The organism is Micromonospora sp. NBRC 110038, from assembly GCF_020884815.1.
Taxonomy (GTDB): domain Bacteria; phylum Actinomycetota; class Actinomycetes; order Mycobacteriales; family Micromonosporaceae; genus Micromonospora; species Micromonospora haikouensis.
The window spans coordinates 142,683-163,530 of sequence record NZ_BBOL01000010.1 but is presented as its reverse complement, the minus strand read 5'-3'; the positions used below and the strand labels follow the sequence as shown (position 1 = coordinate 163,530).

Here is a 20,848-nt window from a genome sequence, read left to right as displayed (position 1 = left end):
TCAGCGGGCGTCCTGGCGGGGCAGCACCACCTCGCGCAGGATGAGCTGGCAGGCGGCCACCGTCGGGATCGCGATCAGCGCGCCGACCACGCCCATCAGCGACACCCCCAGCAGCGCGGCGAGCAGGGCCGCGACCTCGTTGACCTCGACCGAGCGGCGCATCACCTTCGGGTAGATCAGGTAGTTCTCCACCTGCTGGTAGACCACGAAGAACGCGACGCAGGCGATCCCCACCGGCAGGTCGGTGGCGAAGCCGACGAGGCTGACCACCACCGCGCCGAGGGTGGCGCCGATCTGCGGGATCAGGTCGGTCACCGCGACCACCACGGCCAGCGCGAACGGGTACGGCAGCCCGACGGCCAGCGCGAACACGAAGGTGGTCACCCCGGCGAGCACGGCGATGCTCAGCGCGCCCACCATGTACGCGCCGACCTTCGCCAGGATCTCGTCGCCGATGAGCCGCACCCGGTGCCGGCGGGAGCGGGGCACCAGCGCGTACCCGACGCGGCGCAGCCGGTCGAAGTACGCGAGGAAGTAGATCGTCAACACCAGCACGGTGAGCGCCCGGAAGACCGTGCCGAAGATGAGCTGGGCGCCGCCGAGGACCCCGCCCAGCGCCCGCCCGACGGTGTCGGCGTTGGCCGCGGCCTGCACCTTCGCCATCACGTCGTACCGGACGACGAAGTCGTTGACCGCCTCGTTGCGGCGCAGCTCGTCGACGTAGCTGGGCAGTTGCTCGACGAACTGCCCGGACTGGGTGACCACCGGCGGGACCAGCGCCACCAGGCCGCCGACGATCAGCAGCAGCACGGTGAGCGTCACCGCCGCGACGGCCAGCCCGTTGGGCAGGCCCCACGAGCGCAGCCGGACCACCGCCGGGTTCAGCCCGACGGCGAGGAAGAGCGCGATGACGACCAGCACCAGGATGCCGGCCGAGTTGCGGACGCCGAGGAAGACGGCGTACGCCAGCAGCACGCCGAGCGCGCCGGTGAAGCCGACGAGGAAACTGTTGCGGCGCAGGGGCCGCCCCGGCACGCCGAAGCGGCCCGAGCTGGCGGCGGGCGACCCGGGCGGGTCGAAGTCGCCGGGGTCGCCGAGGTCCGCCCGGTCGTCGTCCGGCGCGGTCCGATCCGGCGCGGTCCGATCGGGTGCGGAGCGCATCGGCGGGGGGCCGACCGGGTCGGTGCGGCCCGCCGGGACGCCGTCCGGACCGGTGTGGCCCACCTGCCTGTGGCCCATCTGCCCGTGGCCCACCGGCGCGTGGTCCGGCTGCCCGTCGTGCGCCCGTCCGCCGTCCGCCACCGAGACCTCCTCCGCCCTCCGGCGGGTGCGCCCGGAGGGTCGTCAGCCGCCCGCGGCCCCGTCCGGGCGCGGGTCCTGCCGACAGGAGGGTAGTTGCCGGGCGGCCACCCCGGCCACCCCGGCTCACTCGGACTCGACGGACACCTTGCTCGGCCTGGCGCTGCGCTCGTCGGTCGTCGGCTTGGTCGGCCGCTTGCCGTTCTCACCGGTGCTGGTGATCTTCGTGGGGGTCGCCCCCCGGCCGCCCTCGCCGGGCACCGCCGCCACCGTCGGCTCGCCGTCCACCCCGGCGCTGGCCGCACCGCCGTCCACCGTGGTGACCGGCTCGGCCACCGGCCGGGTCCGGGCCGGGGCGGCGTCGTCGGTGGGTGCGGTCTTCGCCGCCCCCGCGTCGGCCGTCGCCTTGATCGGGGTGGGCTTCGCGGGCTCGCCGGGCCCGGCGGCAGCCGGCTTGCCCGACGTGGCGGCCTCGGCCGGCTTGCCCGGGGCGGCGGCCGCCTTGACCGGAGCGGCAGTCGCCTTGACCGGGGCCGTGCCGTCGGCGGCCGGGTCCGGTGCGGCGCCGTCGAGGGACACCGCCGGGGCGGTCGCCTTCGCCGGAACGCTGGCCGACAGGCGGGCACCGGCCAGCTGCTGCCGCAGGTCGAGCAGTTGATGCTGGAGCTCGTCCGACTCCTGCCGGGACTGCCAGGTCTCCTGCCGCAGGTCGGCCAGCTGCTGCTGGGCCTGGGCGATCTCCAACATCACCTGGGCGAGCTGCTGGCGGCCGGCGGCCACCTCCTGCTGGGTCGCCGCGAGGTGCTGCTGCGTGGTGGCCAGGTGCTGCTGGGTGGTGGCCGCGTACTCCTCGAACTGGCGACGGGACGCGGCGACGTGCTCGTCGGCCCGGCGTCGCTTGTCGGTCGCGTCGGCCTCGGCCCGGCCCAGCAGCTCGGCGGCCTCCTCCTCGGCCTGCCGGCGCATCGCGAGGGCGTCGTGCTCGGCGGCGCGCCGGATCTCCGCGGCACCGTCCTCGATCTCGGCCCGCCGGGCGGTGTACTGCTGCTCCAGCTCGGTCTCCCGGGCCGTGAACTGCTGCTCCAGCTCGTCCTGCCGGGCCGCGTGCTGCCGGTCCAGCTCGTCGCGGCGCTGGGAGTGTTCCCGCTCGGCGGTCTCCTTGCGCTGGGCCAGCTCCCGGTCGGCGGCCTCCCGCCGGCCGTTGACCTCCTGCTCCACCCCGGCCCGCCAGGCGCCCAGCTCCTGCTGCGTCTGGGCGCGGGACTGCTGCACGTACGCCTCGGTCTCCGTGCGCATCCGCTGCACGTACGCCTCGGTGTCGGCGCGTTGGCGCTTGCTGGCCTCGGTCGCCTGCGCGGTCAGCCGCTCGGCCTCCTGCCGGGCCCGGTCGCGGGTGGCCTTTGCCGCGCCCTCGGCGTCGTCGGTGATCCGCTTGGCCTCCTGCAACGCCTTGGCGTGGGTCGCCCGGCCGGCCTCGGTGGCGTTGTCGGTGAGCCGCTTCGCCTCCTGCTGGGCCTTGGCGTGCACCTCCTTGGCGGCCTCGCGGAGCTGGGTGGCCTCCTGCTGGGCCTTGGCGAGGGCCTCCTTGGCGGCCTCGCGCAGCTTGGTCGCCTCCTGCTGGGCCCGGGTGTGGATCTCCTTCGCGGCGTCCCGGAGCTGGGTGGCCTCCTGCTGGGCCTTCTCCAGGGCCTCCTGGGCGGCCTTGCGCAGCCGGGTCGACTCGTCCTTGGCCGCCGCACGCAGCTGGGCGGACTCGTCCTTGGCGGCCTTCAGCGTGGCGTCCGCCTCGGCGCGTCGGGCGGCACCGTGCCGCTCCTCCTCGGCCCGCCGGGCGGCGAGGGCGATCTCGAAGTCCTTGAGCGCCTGGGCGGCCTGCTCCTTGGCCTCGGCGACGATGTGCTCGGCGGCGGCCCGCCGCGCCTCGATCTCCTCGTTGGCGGCGGCGAGGATGTCGTCGGCCTGCTCCTCGGCGAGGACGAGGATCTGCTCCACCCGGGGGCCGAGGTGCCGGAACGAGGCCCGGTCCACCACGCCGACCTGCTTGCGCACCTGGGCGAGGTCGCGTTGCAGCACCTCGACCTGCCCGGCCAGCTTGTGGATCTGGGTGTACGCCTGCTCCCGCTCGGCCGCCAGTGTCGCGATCTCGTGCTCCGCGCGAGCGACGTACCTGTCGACCTGTCGTTTCTCGTACCCCCGCAGGGCGGACTCGAAGCTGGGCTCCGTCGTCACATCCCCGCCGAGAGCGAACAGTTCCTCGCCGTGCGACATGCCCCCATCCTCACACGCATCCGGCTCGGCTGGGGCGATACGGACGCCCCGGATGGGAGCTGATTCACTGCCGTTACCGGCGTCCGGGCCAGAGTGCGGGAAACGCATACGGCGCGGGGTCACACCGGTTACCCGGTGTCACCCCGCGCCGTGTCCATGCCCCCCGGCCGTGCGGTCGGTCAGCCAGCGGACTCCGCGTTCACCCGCTCGTCCTTGCTGTCCGCCTTGGCCGGCTCCGGCTTGGCCTGCGCCGGCGGCACGCCCGGCACGATGCCGGCGAGGCCCGACAGCATCTGGCCGAGCTGCGAGGTGACGGCGTCCTTCTGCCGGGTGAGGTCCTCGACCTCGCGGCGGGCGGCCTGCGTGGTCAGGTCGGCCTCGGTGCGGGCCTCCGTGAGCAGCCGCTTCGCCTCGGCCTTGGCCTCGTTGAGGGTCTTCTCGGACAGCGCCTTGGCCTTCTCGACGGTGTCGTTGGCGGTGCGCTCGGACTCGACCCGGCGGGCCTCGGCGCGCTGCTCGATCTCCTTGGCCCGCTCCTGGGCCGCCCGGGCGCGCTGCTCGGCCTCGCCGACCAGCTTCTGGGTCTGGGCGACCTGGGCCGCGTGCCGCTCGGACTCCTCGCGCTCGGCCTTCTCGCGCCGCTCGGCGAGCTGCAGCTCCAGCGCCTGGAGGTCCTTGTCGCGCTTGTCGCGGGCGTCGGTGAGGAGCTTGGTCGCCTCGGCGCGCTTCTCCTCGGCCTCCCGCGCGGCCTTCGCCCGCTGCTGGGTGATCTCCCGCTCGGCGGTGGCGCGCAGGGTGGCGACCTCACGCTCGACGGTCGACTTCAGCTCGGCGACCTCGTGCGCGGTGACGGTGCGCAGCTGCTTGGTCTCCCGCTCGGCGTCGGCGCGCAGGGTGTCGGCCTCCCGGCGGGCCTGCACGCGCACCTCGGCGGCCTCGCGCTCGGCGGCGGTGCGGACGCTGCCGGCCTCACGCTCGGCGGTGGCCTTCATCGCGGCGGCCTCGGCGCGGGCCTTGTCGGTGATCTCGCGCGCCTCAAGGCGAGCCGCGGAGAGGATGCCCTCGGACTCCCGCTTGGCCTCGTTGCGGTGGTCGTTGGCCTGCTCCTCGGCCAGCCGCAGGATCTGCTCGACGCGGGTGCCCAGGCCGGACAGGGTCGGCCGGCTGTTCTCCTCGAGCTGCTTGTTGGTCTCGGCGAGCTTCTGCTCCAGCGCGCTCTGGCGCTGCTCGGCCTGGCGGAGCCGACGCTGGGCGTCGTTCATCCGCTGCTCGGCCTCGGCGCGGGCCTGCTCGGACTGGGTCAGCGCGGCGGTCAGCCGACCGATGAAGTCATCGACCTGCCCGACGTTGTATCCGCGCAGGCCAACGGTGAAATCTGGCTGCGAGTTCGCGTTATCGAAGAACGCAAGAGGGGAGGACTGCTGCTGGGGCATTGGGACATACTCGCAGACCCCCCGGGGTGCTTCGCAAGAGCGGTGCGGGGCTTTCGTGTCCTGTTTACATGGTCAACAAGCCGTCGGCGGGCGGGTCCGATCGATGGGCGATCTTGGCAGCTCCGGGGCCGGTCGGGCGGCCGGTGGGCGGGTGGTCGGGCGGCCCGGTGGGCGGGTGGTCGGGCGCGCTGGAGGCGGGTGGTCGGGCGGCCCTGGAGGCGGGTGGTCGGGTGCGCGGGGGCGTGCGGGAAAAGGGCCGCGGGAGCGCCCGGCGGTCCTTTGCCGGCCCGTGCCGGTTTCTGTTCGGCCCGTGCCGGTTTCTTGTCGGTCGGTGCCGGCGATCTTCCCTGTCGGCCGTGCCGGCATCGCGCGGAATGGGGACCGCAGCCGGCGTCGAAAGGCAATGCCTGACCACCGCGATGCCCGACTGGGCCTCCCCGGACGACTAGCCGGCGGCCGGAGGGTCAGCGGCTGCAGAACCGCTTGATCGACTTCATGTCGGCCGGATGGGGGTTTCCCGTCCCGTTGATACCGCCATGCCGCCGACATGAAGTCGATCAACTCGGCCGTGCACCACTGCGCGCGCGGGGGGCTGTTGTGGTGCCGGGGCGGGTGCCACCGGGGCGCGAGGCGAGGCGGGGTGGGGTGGGGTGGTTGAGAAGGGGCCCCTGCTCCACAGGATGCGTTAACAGGGGCCCCTCCCTTCACCTTTCACCGCTGGGCGGGCTCGACCAACTCGACGAGGACGCCGCCCGCGTCCTTGGGGTGGACGAAGTTGATCCGGGAGTCGGCGGTGCCCCGGCGCGGGGTCTCGAAGAGCAGCCGCAGGCCGCGCTCGCGCAGCGCCGCGCACGCCGCGTCGATATCGGCCACCGTGTACGCCACCTGCTGCACGCCCGGCCCGGAGCGGTCGAGGAACTTGGCGATGGTCGACTCCGGGGTGAGCGGGGCGAGCAGCTGTACGCAGCCGCCCTCGGCGGTCGGCCCGACCGTCAGCATCGCCTCGCGCACGCCCTGCTCGGTGTTGGTCTCGGTGTGCACGCAGCGCATGCCGAAGGTGCGCTGATAGAAGTCGATCGCGGCGTCGAGGTCGGCGACGGCGATCCCGACGTGGTCGATGCGGCGCAGGCCGATGTCTGTGACGAAGTCGGCAGCGGGCTCGGCGGGGGAGTTCTCAGCCATGGCGTTAGTCTGACCGAACACCCGTCCAACCGAACAATCGTTAAGGTTCACAGCTCGGCACCCCCTCGGAGGCAGGCACATGGCTTCGGTGATCGTCAGCGGCGCGCGGACCCCGATGGGGCGCCTGCTCGGCAACCTCAAGGACCTCTCCGCCACCAAGCTCGGCGGCATCGCGATCAAGGCCGCGCTGGAGCGCGCCGGGGTGCCCCCCGAGCAGGTGCAGTACGTCATCATGGGTCAGGTCCTGCAGGCCGGCACCGGGCAGATCCCCGCTCGGCAGGCCGCCGTCGAGGCGGGCATCCCGATGTCCGTGCCGGCCCTGACGATCAACAAGGTCTGCCTCTCCGGCCTGGACGCGATCGCCCTGGCCGACCAGCTCATCCGGGCCGGCGAGTTCGACGTCGTGGTGGCCGGCGGCATGGAGTCGATGACCAACGCCCCGCACCTGCTGCTCGGCCAGCGCGCCGGCTACAAGTACGGCGACGTGACGATCAAGGACCACATGGCCCTCGACGGGCTGACCGACGCCTGGGACTGCTGCTCGATGGGCGAGTCGACCGAGCGGCACGGCGCGCGGCACGGCATCACCCGCGCCGAGCAGGACGCCTTCGCCGCCGCCAGCCACCAGCGGGCCGCCGCCGCGCAGAAGAACGGGCACTTCGCCGACGAGATCACCCCGGTGATCATCCCGCAGCGCAAGGGCGACCCGGTGGTGATCAGCGAGGACGAGGGCATCCGCCCGGACACCACCGTCGAGTCGCTGGGCCGGCTGCGCCCCGCGTTCACCTCCGACGGCACGATCACCGCCGGCAGCGCCTCGCCGATCTCCGACGGTGCGGCGGCCGTGGTCGTGATGAGCAAGGCGAAGGCCAGGGAGCTGGGGCTGACCTGGCTCGCCGAGATCGGCGCGCACGGCAACGTGGCGGGCCCGGACAACTCGCTGCACTCGCAGCCCTCCAACGCGATCAGCCACGCCCTGCGCAAGGGCGGCCTGGGGGTGGAGGACCTCGACCTGGTCGAGATCAACGAGGCGTTCGCCGCGGTCGGCATCCAGTCCATGCGCGACCTGGGCATCGGCGACGACAAGGTCAACGTCAACGGCGGCGCGATCGCGCTGGGCCACCCGATCGGCATGTCCGGCGCCCGGCTGGTGCTCACCCTCGCCATGGAGCTGCGGCGGCGCGGTGGCGGCACCGGCGCGGCGGCGCTCTGCGGCGGCGGGGGCCAGGGCGACGCTCTGATCATCCACGTGCCCGACCCCGCCGAGCAGCAGTGAGCGGAGCCGTCGAGCAGGTCCCGGCCGCCGGCGTGCCGTCGGTGCGCCGCAGCCGGGACGTGCCGATGCTCGTGGAGCGGGCCCGCGCCGGTGACCCGCGCGCCGTGGCCCGGCTGATCACCCTGGTCGAGTCCGGCGACGAGGTGCTGCCCCGGGTGGCGGCGGCCCTCGCGCCGTACGCGGGGCAGGCCCAGGTGGTCGGGCTGACCGGGTCCCCCGGGGTGGGCAAGTCGACCACCACCAACGAGCTGGTCCGGGCGCTGCGCTCGCGCGGGCACCGGGTCGGGGTGCTGGCCGTCGACCCGTCCAGCCCGTTCACCGGCGGGGCGATCCTCGGCGACCGGGTCCGGATGCAGGACCACGCCACCGACCCGGGCGTCTACATCCGGTCGATGTCCAGCCGGGGCCACCTCGGCGGCCTGTCGGCGGCGACCCCGCAGGCGGTGCGGGTGCTGGAGGGCGCCGGCTGCGACGTGGTGCTGGTGGAGACCGTCGGCGTCGGGCAGGCCGAGGTCGAGGTCGCCTCGCTGGCCGACACGACGCTGGTGCTGCTGGCCCCGGGCATGGGCGACGCGATCCAGGCGGTGAAGGCCGGCATCCTGGAGATCGCCGACGTCTTCGTGGTCAACAAGGCCGACCGGGACGGCGCCGACGCCACCGTCCGCGACATCCAGGGCATGATCGCCCTCGGCGAGCGGGGGCCCGGCGAGTGGCGGCCGCAGGTGGTCCGGTCGATCGCCGCGCGGGGCGAGGGGATCGACGACATCGCCGCCGCGATCGACAAGCACCGCGGCTGGCTGGTCGAACACGACGAGCTGCGCCGCCGCCGCGAGAAGCGGGCCGCCGCCGAGATCGAGGCGATCACGCTGGGCGTGCTGCGGGCCCGGATCGGTTCACTTCGCGACGGTACGGAGCTGCCGGCGCTCGCCGCGAAGGTGGCCGAGGGCGCGCTCGACCCGTACGCCGCAGCCGACGAGTTGCTGGCGAAGATCGGCTCCTGACGCGTCCACTGCGGAGCCTCGGCAACGAGTACGCTCGCACCGCTCCACGGTCGTCGTGGGGCGGTGTGCGCGTACTGGGGGAGAGGCATGGCTGACGAGGCGACGCAGGAGCTGTCGGTGACGCCGGACGCGGTGGCGGGCGGAACCACCCACGTCTCGGACGAGGTGGTGGAGAAGATCGCGGTGGCCGCCGCGCGTTCCGTCCCCGGGGTGGCCGACCTCGGCGGCGACGTGGCCCGGTTCTTCAACGCCGTCTTCGACCGGGTCGGCCTGGACCAGGTCGGCGACGCCCGGCGCGGCTGCTCGGCGCACGTCACGAACGGCGCGGCCGTGGTCAACCTGGTCATCGTGATCGACGCCGGCCAGCCGGTGCCGCAGGTGACCGACGGGGTGCGGGCGGCGGTGACCCGGGCCGTCGAGGCGTACGGGCTGCGGGTCGACGAGATCAACATCCGGGTGGACGACGTGACGCTCGGCGACCCCGCCGCGCCGCCGGCCTGACCCGGTTACCTGCCGGTACGCATCTCCTTAGCGATCGTTCAGGCCGGGGACTACACTCGGTCCTCTGACGAGGACTCGAGGAGGAGCCCTGCGCATGGACGCCGACGAGATCGCCGCCGGACGGGCACGCTGGCAGGCCCGCTACGACGCCGCGCGGAAGCGGGACGCCGACTTCACCACGCTCTCCGGGATGCCCGTCGACCCGGTCTACGGGCCGCCCGAGGGCGTCGCCTACCCGGGCTTCGAGCGGATCGGCTGGCCGGGCGAGTTCCCGTACACCCGGGGGTTGTATCCGACCGGCTACCGGGGACGGACCTGGACGATCCGGCAGTTCGCCGGCTTCGGCAACGCCCGGCAGACCAACGAGCGCTACAAGATGATCCTCGGCGCGGGCGGCGGCGGCCTCTCCGTGGCCTTCGACATGCCGACGCTGATGGGCCGCGACTCCGACGACCCGCAGGCCCTCGGCGAGGTCGGCCACTGCGGGGTGGCCATCGACTCGGCCGCCGACATGGAGGTGCTCTTCGACGGCATCGACCTGGCCGGCGTCACCACCTCGATGACCATCTCCGGCCCGGCCGTGCCGGTGTTCTGCATGTACCTCGTCGCCGCCGAGCGGCAGGGCGCCGACCTGTCCACCCTGGACGGCACGCTCCAGACGGACATCTTCAAGGAGTACATCGCGCAGAAGGAGTGGCTGTTCGACCCCGAGCCGCACCTGCGCCTCATCGGCGACCTGATGGAATACTGCGCGCGCGAGATCCCGCGCTACAAGCCGCTGTCCGTCTCCGGCTACCACATCCGGGAGGCCGGCGCGACGGCCGCGCAGGAGCTGGCGTACACCCTCGCCGACGGGTTCGGCTACGTCGAGCTGGGGCTGTCGCGCGGGCTGGACGTCAACGTGTTCGCCCCCGGGCTCAGCTTCTTCTTCGACTCGCACGTCGACTTCTTCGAGGAGATCGCCAAGTTCCGGGCCGCCCGCCGGATCTGGGCCCGCTGGCTGCGCGACGTCTACGGCGCGACCAGCGAGAAGGCCCTGTGGCTGCGGTTCCACACCCAGACCGCCGGGGTGTCGCTGACCGCCCAGCAGCCGGTCAACAACGTCGTACGCACCGCCGTCGAGGCGCTCGCCGCCGTGCTCGGCGGCACCAACTCATTGCACACCAACGCCCTGGACGAGACCCTGGCCCTGCCCACCGACGAGTCCGCCGAGATCGCCCTGCGTACGCAGCAGGTGCTGATGGAGGAGACCGGGGTGGTGAACGTGGCCGACCCGCTCGGCGGCTCCTGGTACGTCGAGGCGCTGACCGACAAGATCGAGGCCGAGGCGGAGGAGATCTTCGCCCGGATCCGGCAGCTCGGCGGCGAGGGCCCGCACCAGATCGGCCCGATGACCTCCGGCATCCTGCGCGGCATCGAGGACGGCTGGTTCACCGGGCACATCGCCGAGTCCGCGTTCGTCTACCAGCAGGCCCTGGAGAAGGGCGACAAGCGCATCGTCGGCGTCAACTGCCACACCGGCACCATCGCCAAGGACCTGGAGATCCTGCGCATCTCGCACGAGGTCGAGGTGGAGCAGCGCCGGGTGCTCGCCGAGCGCAAGGCGGCCCGCGACGACGCGGCGGCGCGCGCGGCGGTGACCCGGATGGTCGAGGTCGGCCGCACCGGCGAGAACATGATCCCGGCCATGCTCGACGCGGTCCGCGCCGAGGCGACCCTCGGCGAGATCTGCGACGCGCTGCGCGCCGAGTGGGGCACCTACCGCGAGCCGGCCCGCTTCTGACGGGTGTCAGGAAGGGCCCCTTCCTATCCGAAAAGCGTTGGGAAGGGGCCCTTCCTCGCAGGCCGGGGCGGGGGTGAGAGTCGCAACTGTCGCCGTCGCGGTTGATCTGAGTTCGGCGGGACACGTGCGAGACTAGATAACCATGAGCGACCCACGGATCACCTCGTCGATCTTCACCCGCGGCGCGGTCGACCTCAGCGCACTGCGCAACACCGCACCGCCCGCCACCCGCCCCAGCACACCGGCTCAGGCCGGTCCGTCCACCGGGCTGCCGGCCGCCGCCGGCGGCGGCCCCGTGATCGACGTGACAGAGGCCAACCTCCAGGCCGAGGTGCTCGAACGGTCCACCGCCATGCCCGTCGTGGTCTTCTTCGGCGCGGCCGGATACCCGGAGAGCGACCAGTTCGCCCCGGTGCTGGAGCGGCTGGCCGCCGAGGGCGGCGGCGCGTGGGCGCTGGCCCGCATCGACGTCCAGGACAACCCGCGGATCGCTCAGATGTTCCAGGTGCAGGGGGTCCCGACGGTCTACGCGGTGGTCGGCGGCCGGCCCGTCGACGCGTTCTCCGGCGCGGTCCCCGAGGCCCAGCTGCGGCAGTGGATCGGCGCGGTGCTCAAGGCCGGCGGCGTCGACGTCGCCGCACCGGGGGACCCCCGCCTCGACGAGGCCGACGACGCCCTGATGAGCGGCGACCTGGACGCCGCCGAGGAGGCGTACAAGAAGATCCTCGCCGAGTCGCCGGCGGACGCCGCCGCCGAGGCCGGCCTGGCCCAGGTCGGGCTCGCCCGCCGGGTCGCCGGCGCCGACCCGCGCGCGGCGCTCGCCGCCGCCGAGGCCAACCCCGACGACGTGCCCGCCCAGCTGCTCGCCGCCGACATCGAGGTGCTCAGCGGCATGGCCGAGCAGGCGTACGCCCGCCTGGTCGACCTGGTCCGCCGCACCTCCGGCGACGACCGGGACAAGGCGCGCCAGCACCTGATCGCCCTGTTCACCGTCGCCGGCCAGGACGACCCCGCCGTCGCCTCCGCCCGCCGGGCCCTGGCCAGCGCCCTGTTCTGAGTTCCGCCGTACGCCAGCGCGGGCCGGCGTTCGCCGGCCCGCCCGACCCACGAGGACGGGAGCCCATGATGCGCCGGATCGCCGTCCTCGACGCGCCGTCCAACCTCGGGCTGCGCCCGCCCACCCCCACCGCCGTCCCCGGCTGCGCCAAGGCGCCGGGAGCGCTGCGCGACCAGGGCCTGCTCGCCCGGCTGCGGGCGCGCGACGCCGGCTGCCTCACCCCTCCCCGGTACGACCCGGGCGACTGGCGCCCCGGCGACGGCGTCTGCCACGCCCCGGAGATCGCCGCGTACTCGGCGGCGTTGGCCGACCGGATCGGGGCGATCATCGACCGGGGGGAGTTCCCGCTCGTCCTCGGCGGGGACTGCTCGATCCTGCTCGGCTCGGCGCTGGCCATGCACCGGCTCGGCGAGGCGGTCGGTGGGCGGATCGGGCTCGTCTTCGTCGACGGCCACTCCGACTTCCGGCACCCCGGCAACGCCTCGTACGTCGGCGCGGCGGCCGGGGAGGACCTGGCGCTGGTCACCGGGCGGGGGCAGGCCGACCTGGCCGCGATCGAGGGGCGGCGGCCCTACTTCCGCGACATCGACGTGGTGGTCCTCGGCATCCGCGCCCAGGACGAATACCGCCTCGACCTCCAGGCCGCCGGGATCACCACCCGGCCGGTGCCGGCGCTGCGCGCCGAGGGCGCCGCCCGCACCGCCCAGTGGGCCCACGAGGAGTTGGCCGACTGCGCCGGCTACTGGGTGCACGTCGACGTGGACGTGCTCGACCCGGCGGTGATGCCGGCGGTCGACGCCCCGGACCCGGGCGGGATCGCCTTCGCCGAGCTGGAGATCCTGCTCGCCGGCCTGGTCGACACCCCGCACTGCCTCGGCGTGGAGCTGACCGTCTTCGACCCCGACTACGATCTCGACGGCGCGTACGCCGCCGAGATCGTCAACACGGTGGTGGCCGGGCTGGCCCCGGTGACCGCCCCGAGCGCGGTGCCGCCCCGCCTGCTGCCGGCCGCCCCGGAGCCCCGCCTGCTGCCGGCCGCCCCGGAGCCCCGCCTGCCTCCCGGGTCGCGCCCGTTCCCGGTCGCGGAGCGGCTCCTGCCCGCCGGGCCCGCCTGCCCGTCGGGCCCGAGCGGTTCGGCCGCTGGTCCGCTGGCCGTCGGCGCGCCGGCCGCTGGCCCGCCGGCCGCTGGCGCACCGACCGACTCGCCGGCCGGGACGGACGAGACCGGGGGCGGGCCGGAGGGACCGGCCGGGCCGGTGGACGATGCCGACCTCGTCGCGGGCTACCCGTCCGGCCCGACGGGGGCCGGCCCGCTGCTGGAGCCCGTCGGGCCGCCCGCCTCGGTCGGGCCGGGCCTGCTGCGCCGGGTCACCGGGTCGACCCCGGGCGACGCCCCGCCGACCCCCGAAGACGATGCCCCGCCCCGGCCGGCGGCCGGCATCGCCTGACCGAGGGCTCGCCGCCCCCTCCTGCCGCCGCGCCGCCCGCCGCCGCGCCGCCCGCCGCCGCGCCGCCCGCCGCCGCGCTGGCCCCGTCGGGGGCCGTCGCGGGGCTCGGGCGCGCTGCCATGTCGGCGACATGGGGGCATCCCGCCGCCCCGGATACCGCTATGTCGCCGGCATGGCGGCCGGCCGAGGCCCGGCGGCCATCCGCCATCCGCCAGCCCCCGGCGAACAGGCCCGCCCGACAGGCCCGCCCGACAGTCCCGGCGGGCCGGCCCGTCAGGAGGCGGCCAGGGCGCGCAGGAAGCGTTCGGCGATCGGGACCGCGCTCGACCCGCTCGACCCGCCCCGCTCCACGAACACCGCGAACGCCACGTCGCCCTGCCAGCCGACGAACCAGGCGTGGGTGTGCGCCGGGTCGTCGTCGTACTCGGCGGTGCCGGTCTTGCCGTGCACGGGCCCGCCGGGGGCGTCCTTCAGGGCGGTGGCGGTGCCGGCGGTGACCACCTCGCGCATCATCGTGCGCAGCGGCTCCACCGACTCCGGCTTGAGCTGCGGCCCGGCGGGCGCGGCCTTGGCCGGGGCCGGGTCGACGACCAGCTTCGGCTGCTCCCAGCGGCCCCGGGCGACGGCGGCGGTGGCGGCGGCCATGGCCAGCGGGCTGACCAGGGTGGTGCCCTGCCCGAACGCGGCGGCGGCCTGCTCGGCCGGTGAGCCGTCGGCGGAGACCTTGCCGGTGAACGCGTCCAGGCCGAGGTCCCACTCGGCCTCCAGGCCCAGGGCCCGGCCGGTCTCGGCGAGGCCGTCGGGGCCGAGCTTCGGGGCGAGCGCGGCGAACGCCGTGTTGCAGGACTTCGCGAAGTCGGTGCGGAACGGCACCGTGCCGAGGGCGAAGTTGTCGGAGTTCTTGAACGAGCGACCGTCCACCGTGAACGTCTTCGGGCAGGCGACCGGGCCGTCCAGGGTGACCGCGCCCCGGTCGAGCAGGCCGAGGGCACTGACCATCTTGAACGTCGAGCCGGGCGGCACCTGGGCGGTGAACGCGAGGTTCTCGCCGGCGGCCCCCGGGCCGTTCGCGGCGGCCAGCACCGCGCCGTCGCCGACCCGCACGGCCACCAGCGCGGCGCGCCGCTTCTCGCCGCGCAGGGCCGCGTCGGCGGCGTTCTGGGTGGCCACGTCGAGGGTGGTCCGCACCGCCTGGCCGGGCTTCGGCTCCTGCCGGAACAGCTCCGTGCCGGTCGGCGCGACGGTGCCGTCCGGCCCGGCCCGCTCGCTGATCACGGTGAGCCCGGGCGTGCCGCGCAGCCGCTCGTCGTGCCGGCCCTGGAGGCCGCCGTGGCCGACGAGGTCGCCCTGCCGGTAGCGGTCGGGGTGGGCGGCCAGGTCGTCGGCCTGAGCCTGGTCGACCGAGCCGAGCACCGCCCGGGCGAACTCCCGGGTCGGGGCCAGGTCGAGCTTCTCGGCCCGGAACTTCGTGCCGGGCAGGTCGTAGATGCGGGACCGGATCTGCCGGTACGCCTCGTCGCGCAGCGTCACCACCTCGACGAACGCGCCCGGGTCGGCGTCGGCGAGGCGCTTGGGCAGGTCGGTCAGGTCGACCGGCGGGGTGATGGCCGGCCGGACCGCCCGGAACGCCGCGTCGAGCTGCCGCGCCACGGCCTTGGCGTCGGTGACCTCGCTCGGTTGCAGCCCGACGCGGACCACCGGCCGGGGCGTGACGATCGGCTTGCCCGCGCCGTCGAGCACCCCCGCCCGGGGCGCGGCGTCGCGGCGCAACGCGATCCGGTCGCCGTCGGTGAGCTGCTCGTGCACCACCTGGGGCTCCCAGATCACCCGCCACTGCCCGTCGTCGCCGGTGGTCAGCCGCACCTGCCGGTCGTACTCCCAGCGGATGTCGCCCGGCAGGGCCCAGGCCACCCGTATCCCGGCGGTCGCGACGTTCGCGTCGACCTTCGGGTCGCCGGTGCGGCGCAGGACCGGCGGGGTGTCGGCCAGCTCGCCGGAGAGCTCGCGGAGCTGGCGGGCCACGTCGGCGGCGGGGACCTTGAGCCCGGCCGGGGTCACGAAGCCGACGGCCTGCAGGTCGCCCTTGCCCCAACCCGACAGGAAGGCGTCGACGGTCGGTGCGGGGCCGTCGTCGGACGAGCAGCCGACCAGCGTGCCGGCGACCAGCACGGTGGCCGCCAGCGCCGCGAGTGACCGCCGGGCGCGGGTGCGGGCGCTGCCGCGACGGATCGGGTGCGTCTGGTGCATACGGGCGGTCCCTCCGGATCTCCGACTGACCGTCACGGTAGTACGACCGTCGCCCGCGCACCGCCCCGCCGAGCCCGTCACGTGCGGGAAGACGTGCCGCGGGGAGGTGATGAAGGTCGCGCGCCGGGGTACACCCCAGCCGGCCGACCAGGGATCTGCAACGGGTGAAAGGACGGAGTCCCGAACCGTACGTCCGGCCGTAGGTCCGACCAAAGCACCAATCGGGAGGGCCTAGGCTGGGCGGCAGAGTGACCCACAACGCGGTGGGTCGAGGGGAGTGGCACCGATGGACCGGCGTCCGGCGATCAAACCGGGACCCGACCTCCGGCAGGACGACACCGGCCGGGACGACAGTTTCGATTCGGCAACCGACGGGGACGGCTTCGGCCGACTCGACACAGGCGTGACCGGGATGACCGGTGCGAGCATCGACACCCTCTACGACCTCGGGCTGCCCGCGGAGGCGCTGGCCGACGACGTCGAGGACGCCGAGCTCGACGAGCCGGTCCCGAACGCCGAACGCCTGGTCGCCCAGGCCGTCGCGCTGGCCGGGGACGATCACGACGCGGCGACACTGGTCGGCCGCTTCTGGCGGTTCGCCCCCGACGAGGAGCTGATCGGGTTCACCGCGGAGGAGATGCTCGACGCGGCCCGCGCCCACCGGGACCTCGCCCAACAGCGGGTGCCGGGCGAGCTGAAGCTGCGCATCCACGAGCCGGACGCCGACCAGCACCACACGGTGATCGAGATCGTCACCGACGACATGCCGTTCCTGGTCGACTCGGTGACCGCCCTGCTCAACGCCCACCACCTCGACGTGCACCTGCTGGTCCACCCGCTGGTGGTGGTGCGCCGCGAGCCGCTGGGCCGCCTCGTCGAGGTCGCCGCCGACGTGGAGCCCGACGACTCGATCGACGGGGACCTCGTCGAGAGCTGGATGCGGATCGAGATCGACCCGGTCCGCGACGCCGCCGAGCGGGAGAAGCTGCGCCGCGAGTTGCAGCGGGTGCTCACCGACGTGCGGGAGGCCGTGGAGGACTGGCCGAGGATGCGCCAGCGCGCCCTGGCCCTGGCCGACGAGCTGGCCACCGCGCGCACCTCGGACAGCCGCCCGCCGGTGCCGGAGAAGGACATCACGGACTCGGTGGAGCTGCTGCGCTGGCTCGCCCACGACCACTTCACCTTCCTCGGCTACCGGGAGTACCGGCTGGTCGACGCCCCCGGCGGCGAGGGGCCGGCGCTGGAGGCGGTGCTCGGCACGGGCCTGGGGATCCTGCGGTCGGACTCCCCGGAGGCGCGGGCGCTGTCGTCGATGACGCCCGAGGCGCACGAGAAGGTGCTGGAGAAGCGCCTGCTGATCATCACGAAGGCGAACTCGCGGGCCACCGTGCACCGGTCGGCGTACCTCGACTACATCGGCTTCAAGGTCTTCGACGACGCCGGTCAGGTGGTCGGCGAGCGGCGGTTCCTCGGCCTGTTCTCCACGGCGGCGTACCGCACGAGCGTGCGGGAGCTGCCGGTGGTGCGCCGGAAGGTGGCCGAGGTGCTGGACCGCTCCGGCCTGAGCCAGCGCAGCCACTCCGGCAAGGACCTGCTCCAGATCCTGGAGACGTACCCGCGCGACGAGCTGTTCCAGATCAAGACCGAGGACCTCTACCACGCGGTGATCGGCGTGCTGCGCATGGCGGGTCGCCGGCAGCTGCGGGTGTTCCTGCGCCGCGACGCGTACGGGCGGTTCATCTCCTGCCTGATCTACCTGCCCCGGGACCGGTTCACCACGCAGAACCGGCTGCGCATGCAGGACATCCTGCTGCGCGAGCTGAACGGCGTCGGGGTGGACTACACCACCCGGGTCACCGAGTCGATGCTGGCCCGGGTGCACTTCATCGTGCGGACGGACCCGACCCGCCCGCCGGGGGACATCGACGCGGACCTGCTGGCCGAGGAGCTGGCCGACGCGACCCGGCTGTGGGACGACGACTACCGCCTGGTGCTGGAGCGCAAGCTCGGCGACGAGCAGGCCAAGCACCTGTTCAGCCGGTACGCCGACGCGTTCCCGGAGGGCTACAAGGACGGGCACACGCCGTACGAGGCGATGAAGGACCTGGCGAAGCTGGAGCTGCTGGAGGAGCCCGGCCAGCTGGAGATGCACCTGTTCCGCAAGCAGCTCGCCCCGCGCGCGGGCGGCGGCCGGGACGCCGACGTCGACGAGACGATGGACGTGCGGTTCAAGGTCTACCGCTACGGCGAGCCGATGATGCTGTCGGCGGTGCTGCCGGTGCTGCACTCGCTCGGCGTGAAGGTGGTCGACGAGCACCCGTACGAGGTGGAGCGCGTCGACGGGCGGATCTGGCTGTACGACTTCGGGCTGCGGCTGCCCGAGGGGCACCAGGAGCTGGCCGAGGTGCGCCCGCACGTGGAGAACGCCTTCGCGGCGGCGTGGCGGGGCGAGGCCGAGGTGGACGGCTTCAACGAGCTGGTGCTGCGCGGCGGGCTCACCTGGCGGCAGGTGGTGGTGCTGCGGGCGTACGCGAAGTACCTGCGGCAGACCGGGACGGTCTTCTCGCAGGACTACATGGAGCAGACGTTCATCGCGTACCCGAGGATCGCCGCGCTGCTGGTGGAGCTGTTCGAGGTGCGGTTCGCCCCGGGCGAGGCGAGCGTCGAGCAGCGCCGCGAGCGCGGCGGCGAGCTGGTGGCGGCGGTCAAGGCGGCGCTGGACGACGTCGCCAGCCTCGACCAGGACCGCATCCTGCGCTCCTACCTCACGCTGATCCAGGCCACCCTGCGCACCAGCTTCTACGCGAAGCCGGTCGGCGGCCGGCCGAAGCCGTACGTGGCGTTCAAGCTGGACCCGCAGGCCATCCCGGACCTGCCGGCCCCGCGCCCGCGGTTCGAGATCTTCGTCTATTCGCCCCGGTTCGAGGGCGTGCACCTGCGCTACGGGCCGGTGGCCCGGGGCGGGCTGCGCTGGTCCGACCGGCGGGAAGACTTCCGCACGGAGGTGCTCGGCCTGGTCAAGGCGCAGATGGTGAAGAACGCCGTGATCGTGCCGGTGGGCGCGAAGGGCGGCTTCGTGCTCAAGCAGAAGCCGGGGGACCGGGACGAGGCGGTCGCCTGCTACCAGGAGTTCGTCGGCGCGATGCTGGACGTCACCGACAACATCGTCGCCGGTGAGATCGTGCCGCCCGAGGACGTGGTCCGGCACGACGCGGACGACCCGTACCTGGTGGTGGCGGCGGACAAGGGCACCGCCACGTTCTCCGACATCGCCAACGAGATCTCGGCGGGGCACCAGTTCTGGCTGGGCGACGCGTTCGCCTCGGGCGGTTCCGCCGGGTACGACCACAAGAAGATGGGCATCACCGCCCGGGGCGCCTGGGAGTCGGTGAAGCGGCACTTCCGGGAGCTGGGGCACGACACCCAGACCCAGGACTTCACGGTGGTCGGCGTCGGTGACATGTCCGGCGACGTGTTCGGCAACGGGATGCTGCTCAGCGAGCACATCCGGCTGGTGGCCGCGTTCGACCACCGGCACATCTTCCTCGACCCGGACCCGGACGCCGCCGCCTCGTACGCCGAGCGGAAGCGGCTGTTCGACCTGCCCCGGTCGTCGTGGGAGGACTACGACGAGAAGCTGATCTCCGCCGGTGGCGGGGTGTACCCGCGCGCCGCGAAGTCGGTGCCGGTGTCGCCGCAGGTCCGCGCCGTGCTCGGGCTGGACGACGACGTCACCCAGCTCTCGCCGCAGGAGCTGATGAAGGCCATCCTGACGGCACCGGTGGACCTGTTCTGGAACGGCGGCATCGGCACGTACGTCAAGGCGTCCTCGGAGACCAACGCGGAGGTGGGCGACAAGTCCAACGACGCGATCCGGGTCGACGGGCGGAGCCTGCGCTGCCGGGTGGTCGGCGAGGGCGGCAACCTGGGCTGCACCCAGCTCGGCCGGATCGAGTACGCCCTCGCGGGCGGGCGGATCTACACCGACTTCATCGACAACGCGGCCGGGGTGGACTGCTCCGACCACGAGGTGAACATCAAGATCCTGCTCAACACGGCGGTCGCCGACGGGGAACTGACCGTGCCGGAGCGCGACGAGCTGCTGGCCGGGATGACCGACGAGGTCGCCGAGCTGGTGCTGCGCGACAACTACGACCAGGCCCGCGCGATCAACAACTCGCAGGCGCAGGCCGCCTCGCTGCTCCCGGTGCACCGGCGGATGATCAACGAGCTGGAGCGCTCGGGCGCGCTGAACCGGGCGCTGGAGGCGCTGCCGCCGGACGAGGAGCTGGCGGCCCGCACCGAGACCGGGCTGACCGCGCCGGAGTTCGCGGTGCTGCTCGCGTACACGAAGATCGTGCTGGAGCGGGAGATCCTGGCCGAAGGGCTCGCGGACGAGGAGTGGACGACCGACGTCCTGGTCAACTACTTCCCGACGCCGATGCGCGAGCGGTTCGCCGACCGGATGGGCCAGCACCGGCTGCGCCGCGACATCGTCACCACCGTGCTGGTGAACGAGGCGATCAACCGGGGCGGCATCACGTTCGTCTTCCGGGTGGTCGAGGAGACGGCGGCGTCGGCGGCGGACGTGATCCGGGCGTACGTGGTGGTCCGCGAGGTGTTCGGGCTTCGCGAGCTGTGGGACGCGGTCGAGGCGCTGGACAACAAGGTCGACCCGGAGCTGCAGACCGCCGTCTACCTGGACACCCGGCGGCTGCTCGACCGGGCGGTGCGCTGGCTGGTGACCAACCGGCGTTCGCCGCTGGACGTGCCGGCGGAGATCGCCCGGCTGCGCGACGGGGTGGCCCGGCTGCTGCCCGGCCTGGAGAACCTCTTCTACGGCAGCGAGCGGGAGGGCATCGCGGCCCACATCGACGCGATGACCTCGCGGGGGCTGCCGCGCGGGCTGGCCGAGCAGGCGACCCGGCTGATGTACAGCTTCGGCCTGCTGGACGTGGTGGAGACGGCGGCGACCAGCGGCCGGGACGTCGGCGAGGTGGCCTCGGTCTACTTCGTGCTCTCCGACCGGTTCCGGGTCGACTCGCTGCTGTCGAAGATCTCCCTGCTGCCCCGGGCGGACCGCTGGCAGACCCTGGCCCGGATGGCGCTGCGCTACGACCTGTACGCCGCGCTGGCCGCGCTCACCGCGGAGGTGCTCGGCTCGACGCCGGACTCGCTGCCGCCGCTGGAGCGGGTGGAGCAGTGGGAGCAGTCCAACGCGACGTCGATCCACCGGGCCCGGCGGGCGATGGGGGAGTTCGACGACTCGCGGGCGGACCTCGCCGCGCTGTCGGTGCTGCTGCGCCAGATCCGCACGCTGGTGCGCACCTCGGCGGCCTGACCCGGGTCGCGG

At 73.9% G+C, this 20,848-nt stretch carries 12 protein-coding genes; 7 read left to right on the top strand and 5 right to left on the bottom strand.

Annotation, left to right across the window (positions count from 1 at the left end):
* The 4 genes from LPU61_RS28400 to mce form a co-directional block, all read right to left on the bottom strand.
* A complete protein-coding gene (locus LPU61_RS28400; RefSeq protein WP_229406703.1) occupies positions 1-1,239 on the bottom strand; it encodes an AI-2E family transporter in 1,239 nt (412 codons plus the stop codon).
* A 186-nt stretch (positions 1,240-1,425) separates the two neighbouring features.
* On the bottom strand, positions 1,426-3,567 hold the full coding sequence (locus tag LPU61_RS28395; RefSeq protein ID WP_229406692.1) for a hypothetical protein: 2,142 nt from the start codon (positions 3,565-3,567) through the stop codon (positions 1,426-1,428).
* Between the two features lie 179 nt (positions 3,568-3,746).
* The gene (locus tag LPU61_RS28390; RefSeq protein WP_043966097.1) at positions 3,747-5,000 is read right to left on the bottom strand and encodes a cell division protein DivIVA; all 1,254 of its coding nucleotides are present in this window, start codon (positions 4,998-5,000) and stop codon (positions 3,747-3,749) included.
* Positions 5,001-5,711: 711 nt separating this feature from the next.
* Complete coding sequence (mce, locus tag LPU61_RS28385) at positions 5,712-6,182, bottom strand: methylmalonyl-CoA epimerase (RefSeq protein WP_043966099.1); 471 nt, start codon at positions 6,180-6,182, stop codon at positions 5,712-5,714.
* A 79-nt stretch (positions 6,183-6,261) separates the two neighbouring features.
* Here mce and LPU61_RS28380 point away from each other — a divergent pair, with 79 nt between their 5' ends.
* The 6 genes from LPU61_RS28380 (at position 6,262) to LPU61_RS28355 (ending at position 13,248) form a co-directional block, all read left to right on the top strand.
* Positions 6,262-7,458, top strand: coding sequence for an acetyl-CoA C-acetyltransferase (locus tag LPU61_RS28380; protein ID WP_043966101.1), 1,197 nt, complete (start codon positions 6,262-6,264; stop codon positions 7,456-7,458).
* Between the two features lie 65 nt (positions 7,459-7,523).
* Entirely contained in the window at positions 7,524-8,459 is a 936-nt protein-coding gene (gene meaB, locus LPU61_RS28375; RefSeq protein ID WP_374199725.1) for a methylmalonyl Co-A mutase-associated GTPase MeaB, read from the top strand.
* An 87-nt stretch (positions 8,460-8,546) separates the two neighbouring features.
* The gene (locus LPU61_RS28370) at positions 8,547-8,960 is read left to right on the top strand and encodes an Asp23/Gls24 family envelope stress response protein (RefSeq protein ID WP_043966105.1); all 414 of its coding nucleotides are present in this window, start codon (positions 8,547-8,549) and stop codon (positions 8,958-8,960) included.
* 94 nt (positions 8,961-9,054) lie between these two features.
* Positions 9,055-10,743 (top strand): methylmalonyl-CoA mutase, encoded by a 1,689-nt coding sequence (locus LPU61_RS28365; RefSeq protein ID WP_229406690.1) that lies wholly within the window; start codon positions 9,055-9,057, stop codon positions 10,741-10,743.
* Between the two features lie 142 nt (positions 10,744-10,885).
* On the top strand, positions 10,886-11,800 hold the full coding sequence (locus LPU61_RS28360) for a tetratricopeptide repeat protein (protein ID WP_043966109.1): 915 nt from the start codon (positions 10,886-10,888) through the stop codon (positions 11,798-11,800).
* 65 nt (positions 11,801-11,865) lie between these two features.
* Positions 11,866-13,248, top strand: coding sequence for an arginase family protein (locus LPU61_RS28355; protein WP_374199724.1), 1,383 nt, complete (start codon positions 11,866-11,868; stop codon positions 13,246-13,248).
* 273 nt (positions 13,249-13,521) lie between these two features.
* Here the strand turns inward: LPU61_RS28355 and LPU61_RS28350 are convergent, their stop codons facing one another.
* The gene (locus tag LPU61_RS28350) at positions 13,522-15,495 is read right to left on the bottom strand and encodes a penicillin-binding transpeptidase domain-containing protein (protein ID WP_229406689.1); all 1,974 of its coding nucleotides are present in this window, start codon (positions 15,493-15,495) and stop codon (positions 13,522-13,524) included.
* Between the two features lie 286 nt (positions 15,496-15,781).
* Here LPU61_RS28350 and LPU61_RS28345 point away from each other — a divergent pair, with 286 nt between their 5' ends.
* Entirely contained in the window at positions 15,782-20,836 is a 5,055-nt protein-coding gene (locus tag LPU61_RS28345) for an NAD-glutamate dehydrogenase (RefSeq protein ID WP_043966113.1), read from the top strand.
* Positions 20,837-20,848 lie beyond the last annotated feature (12 nt).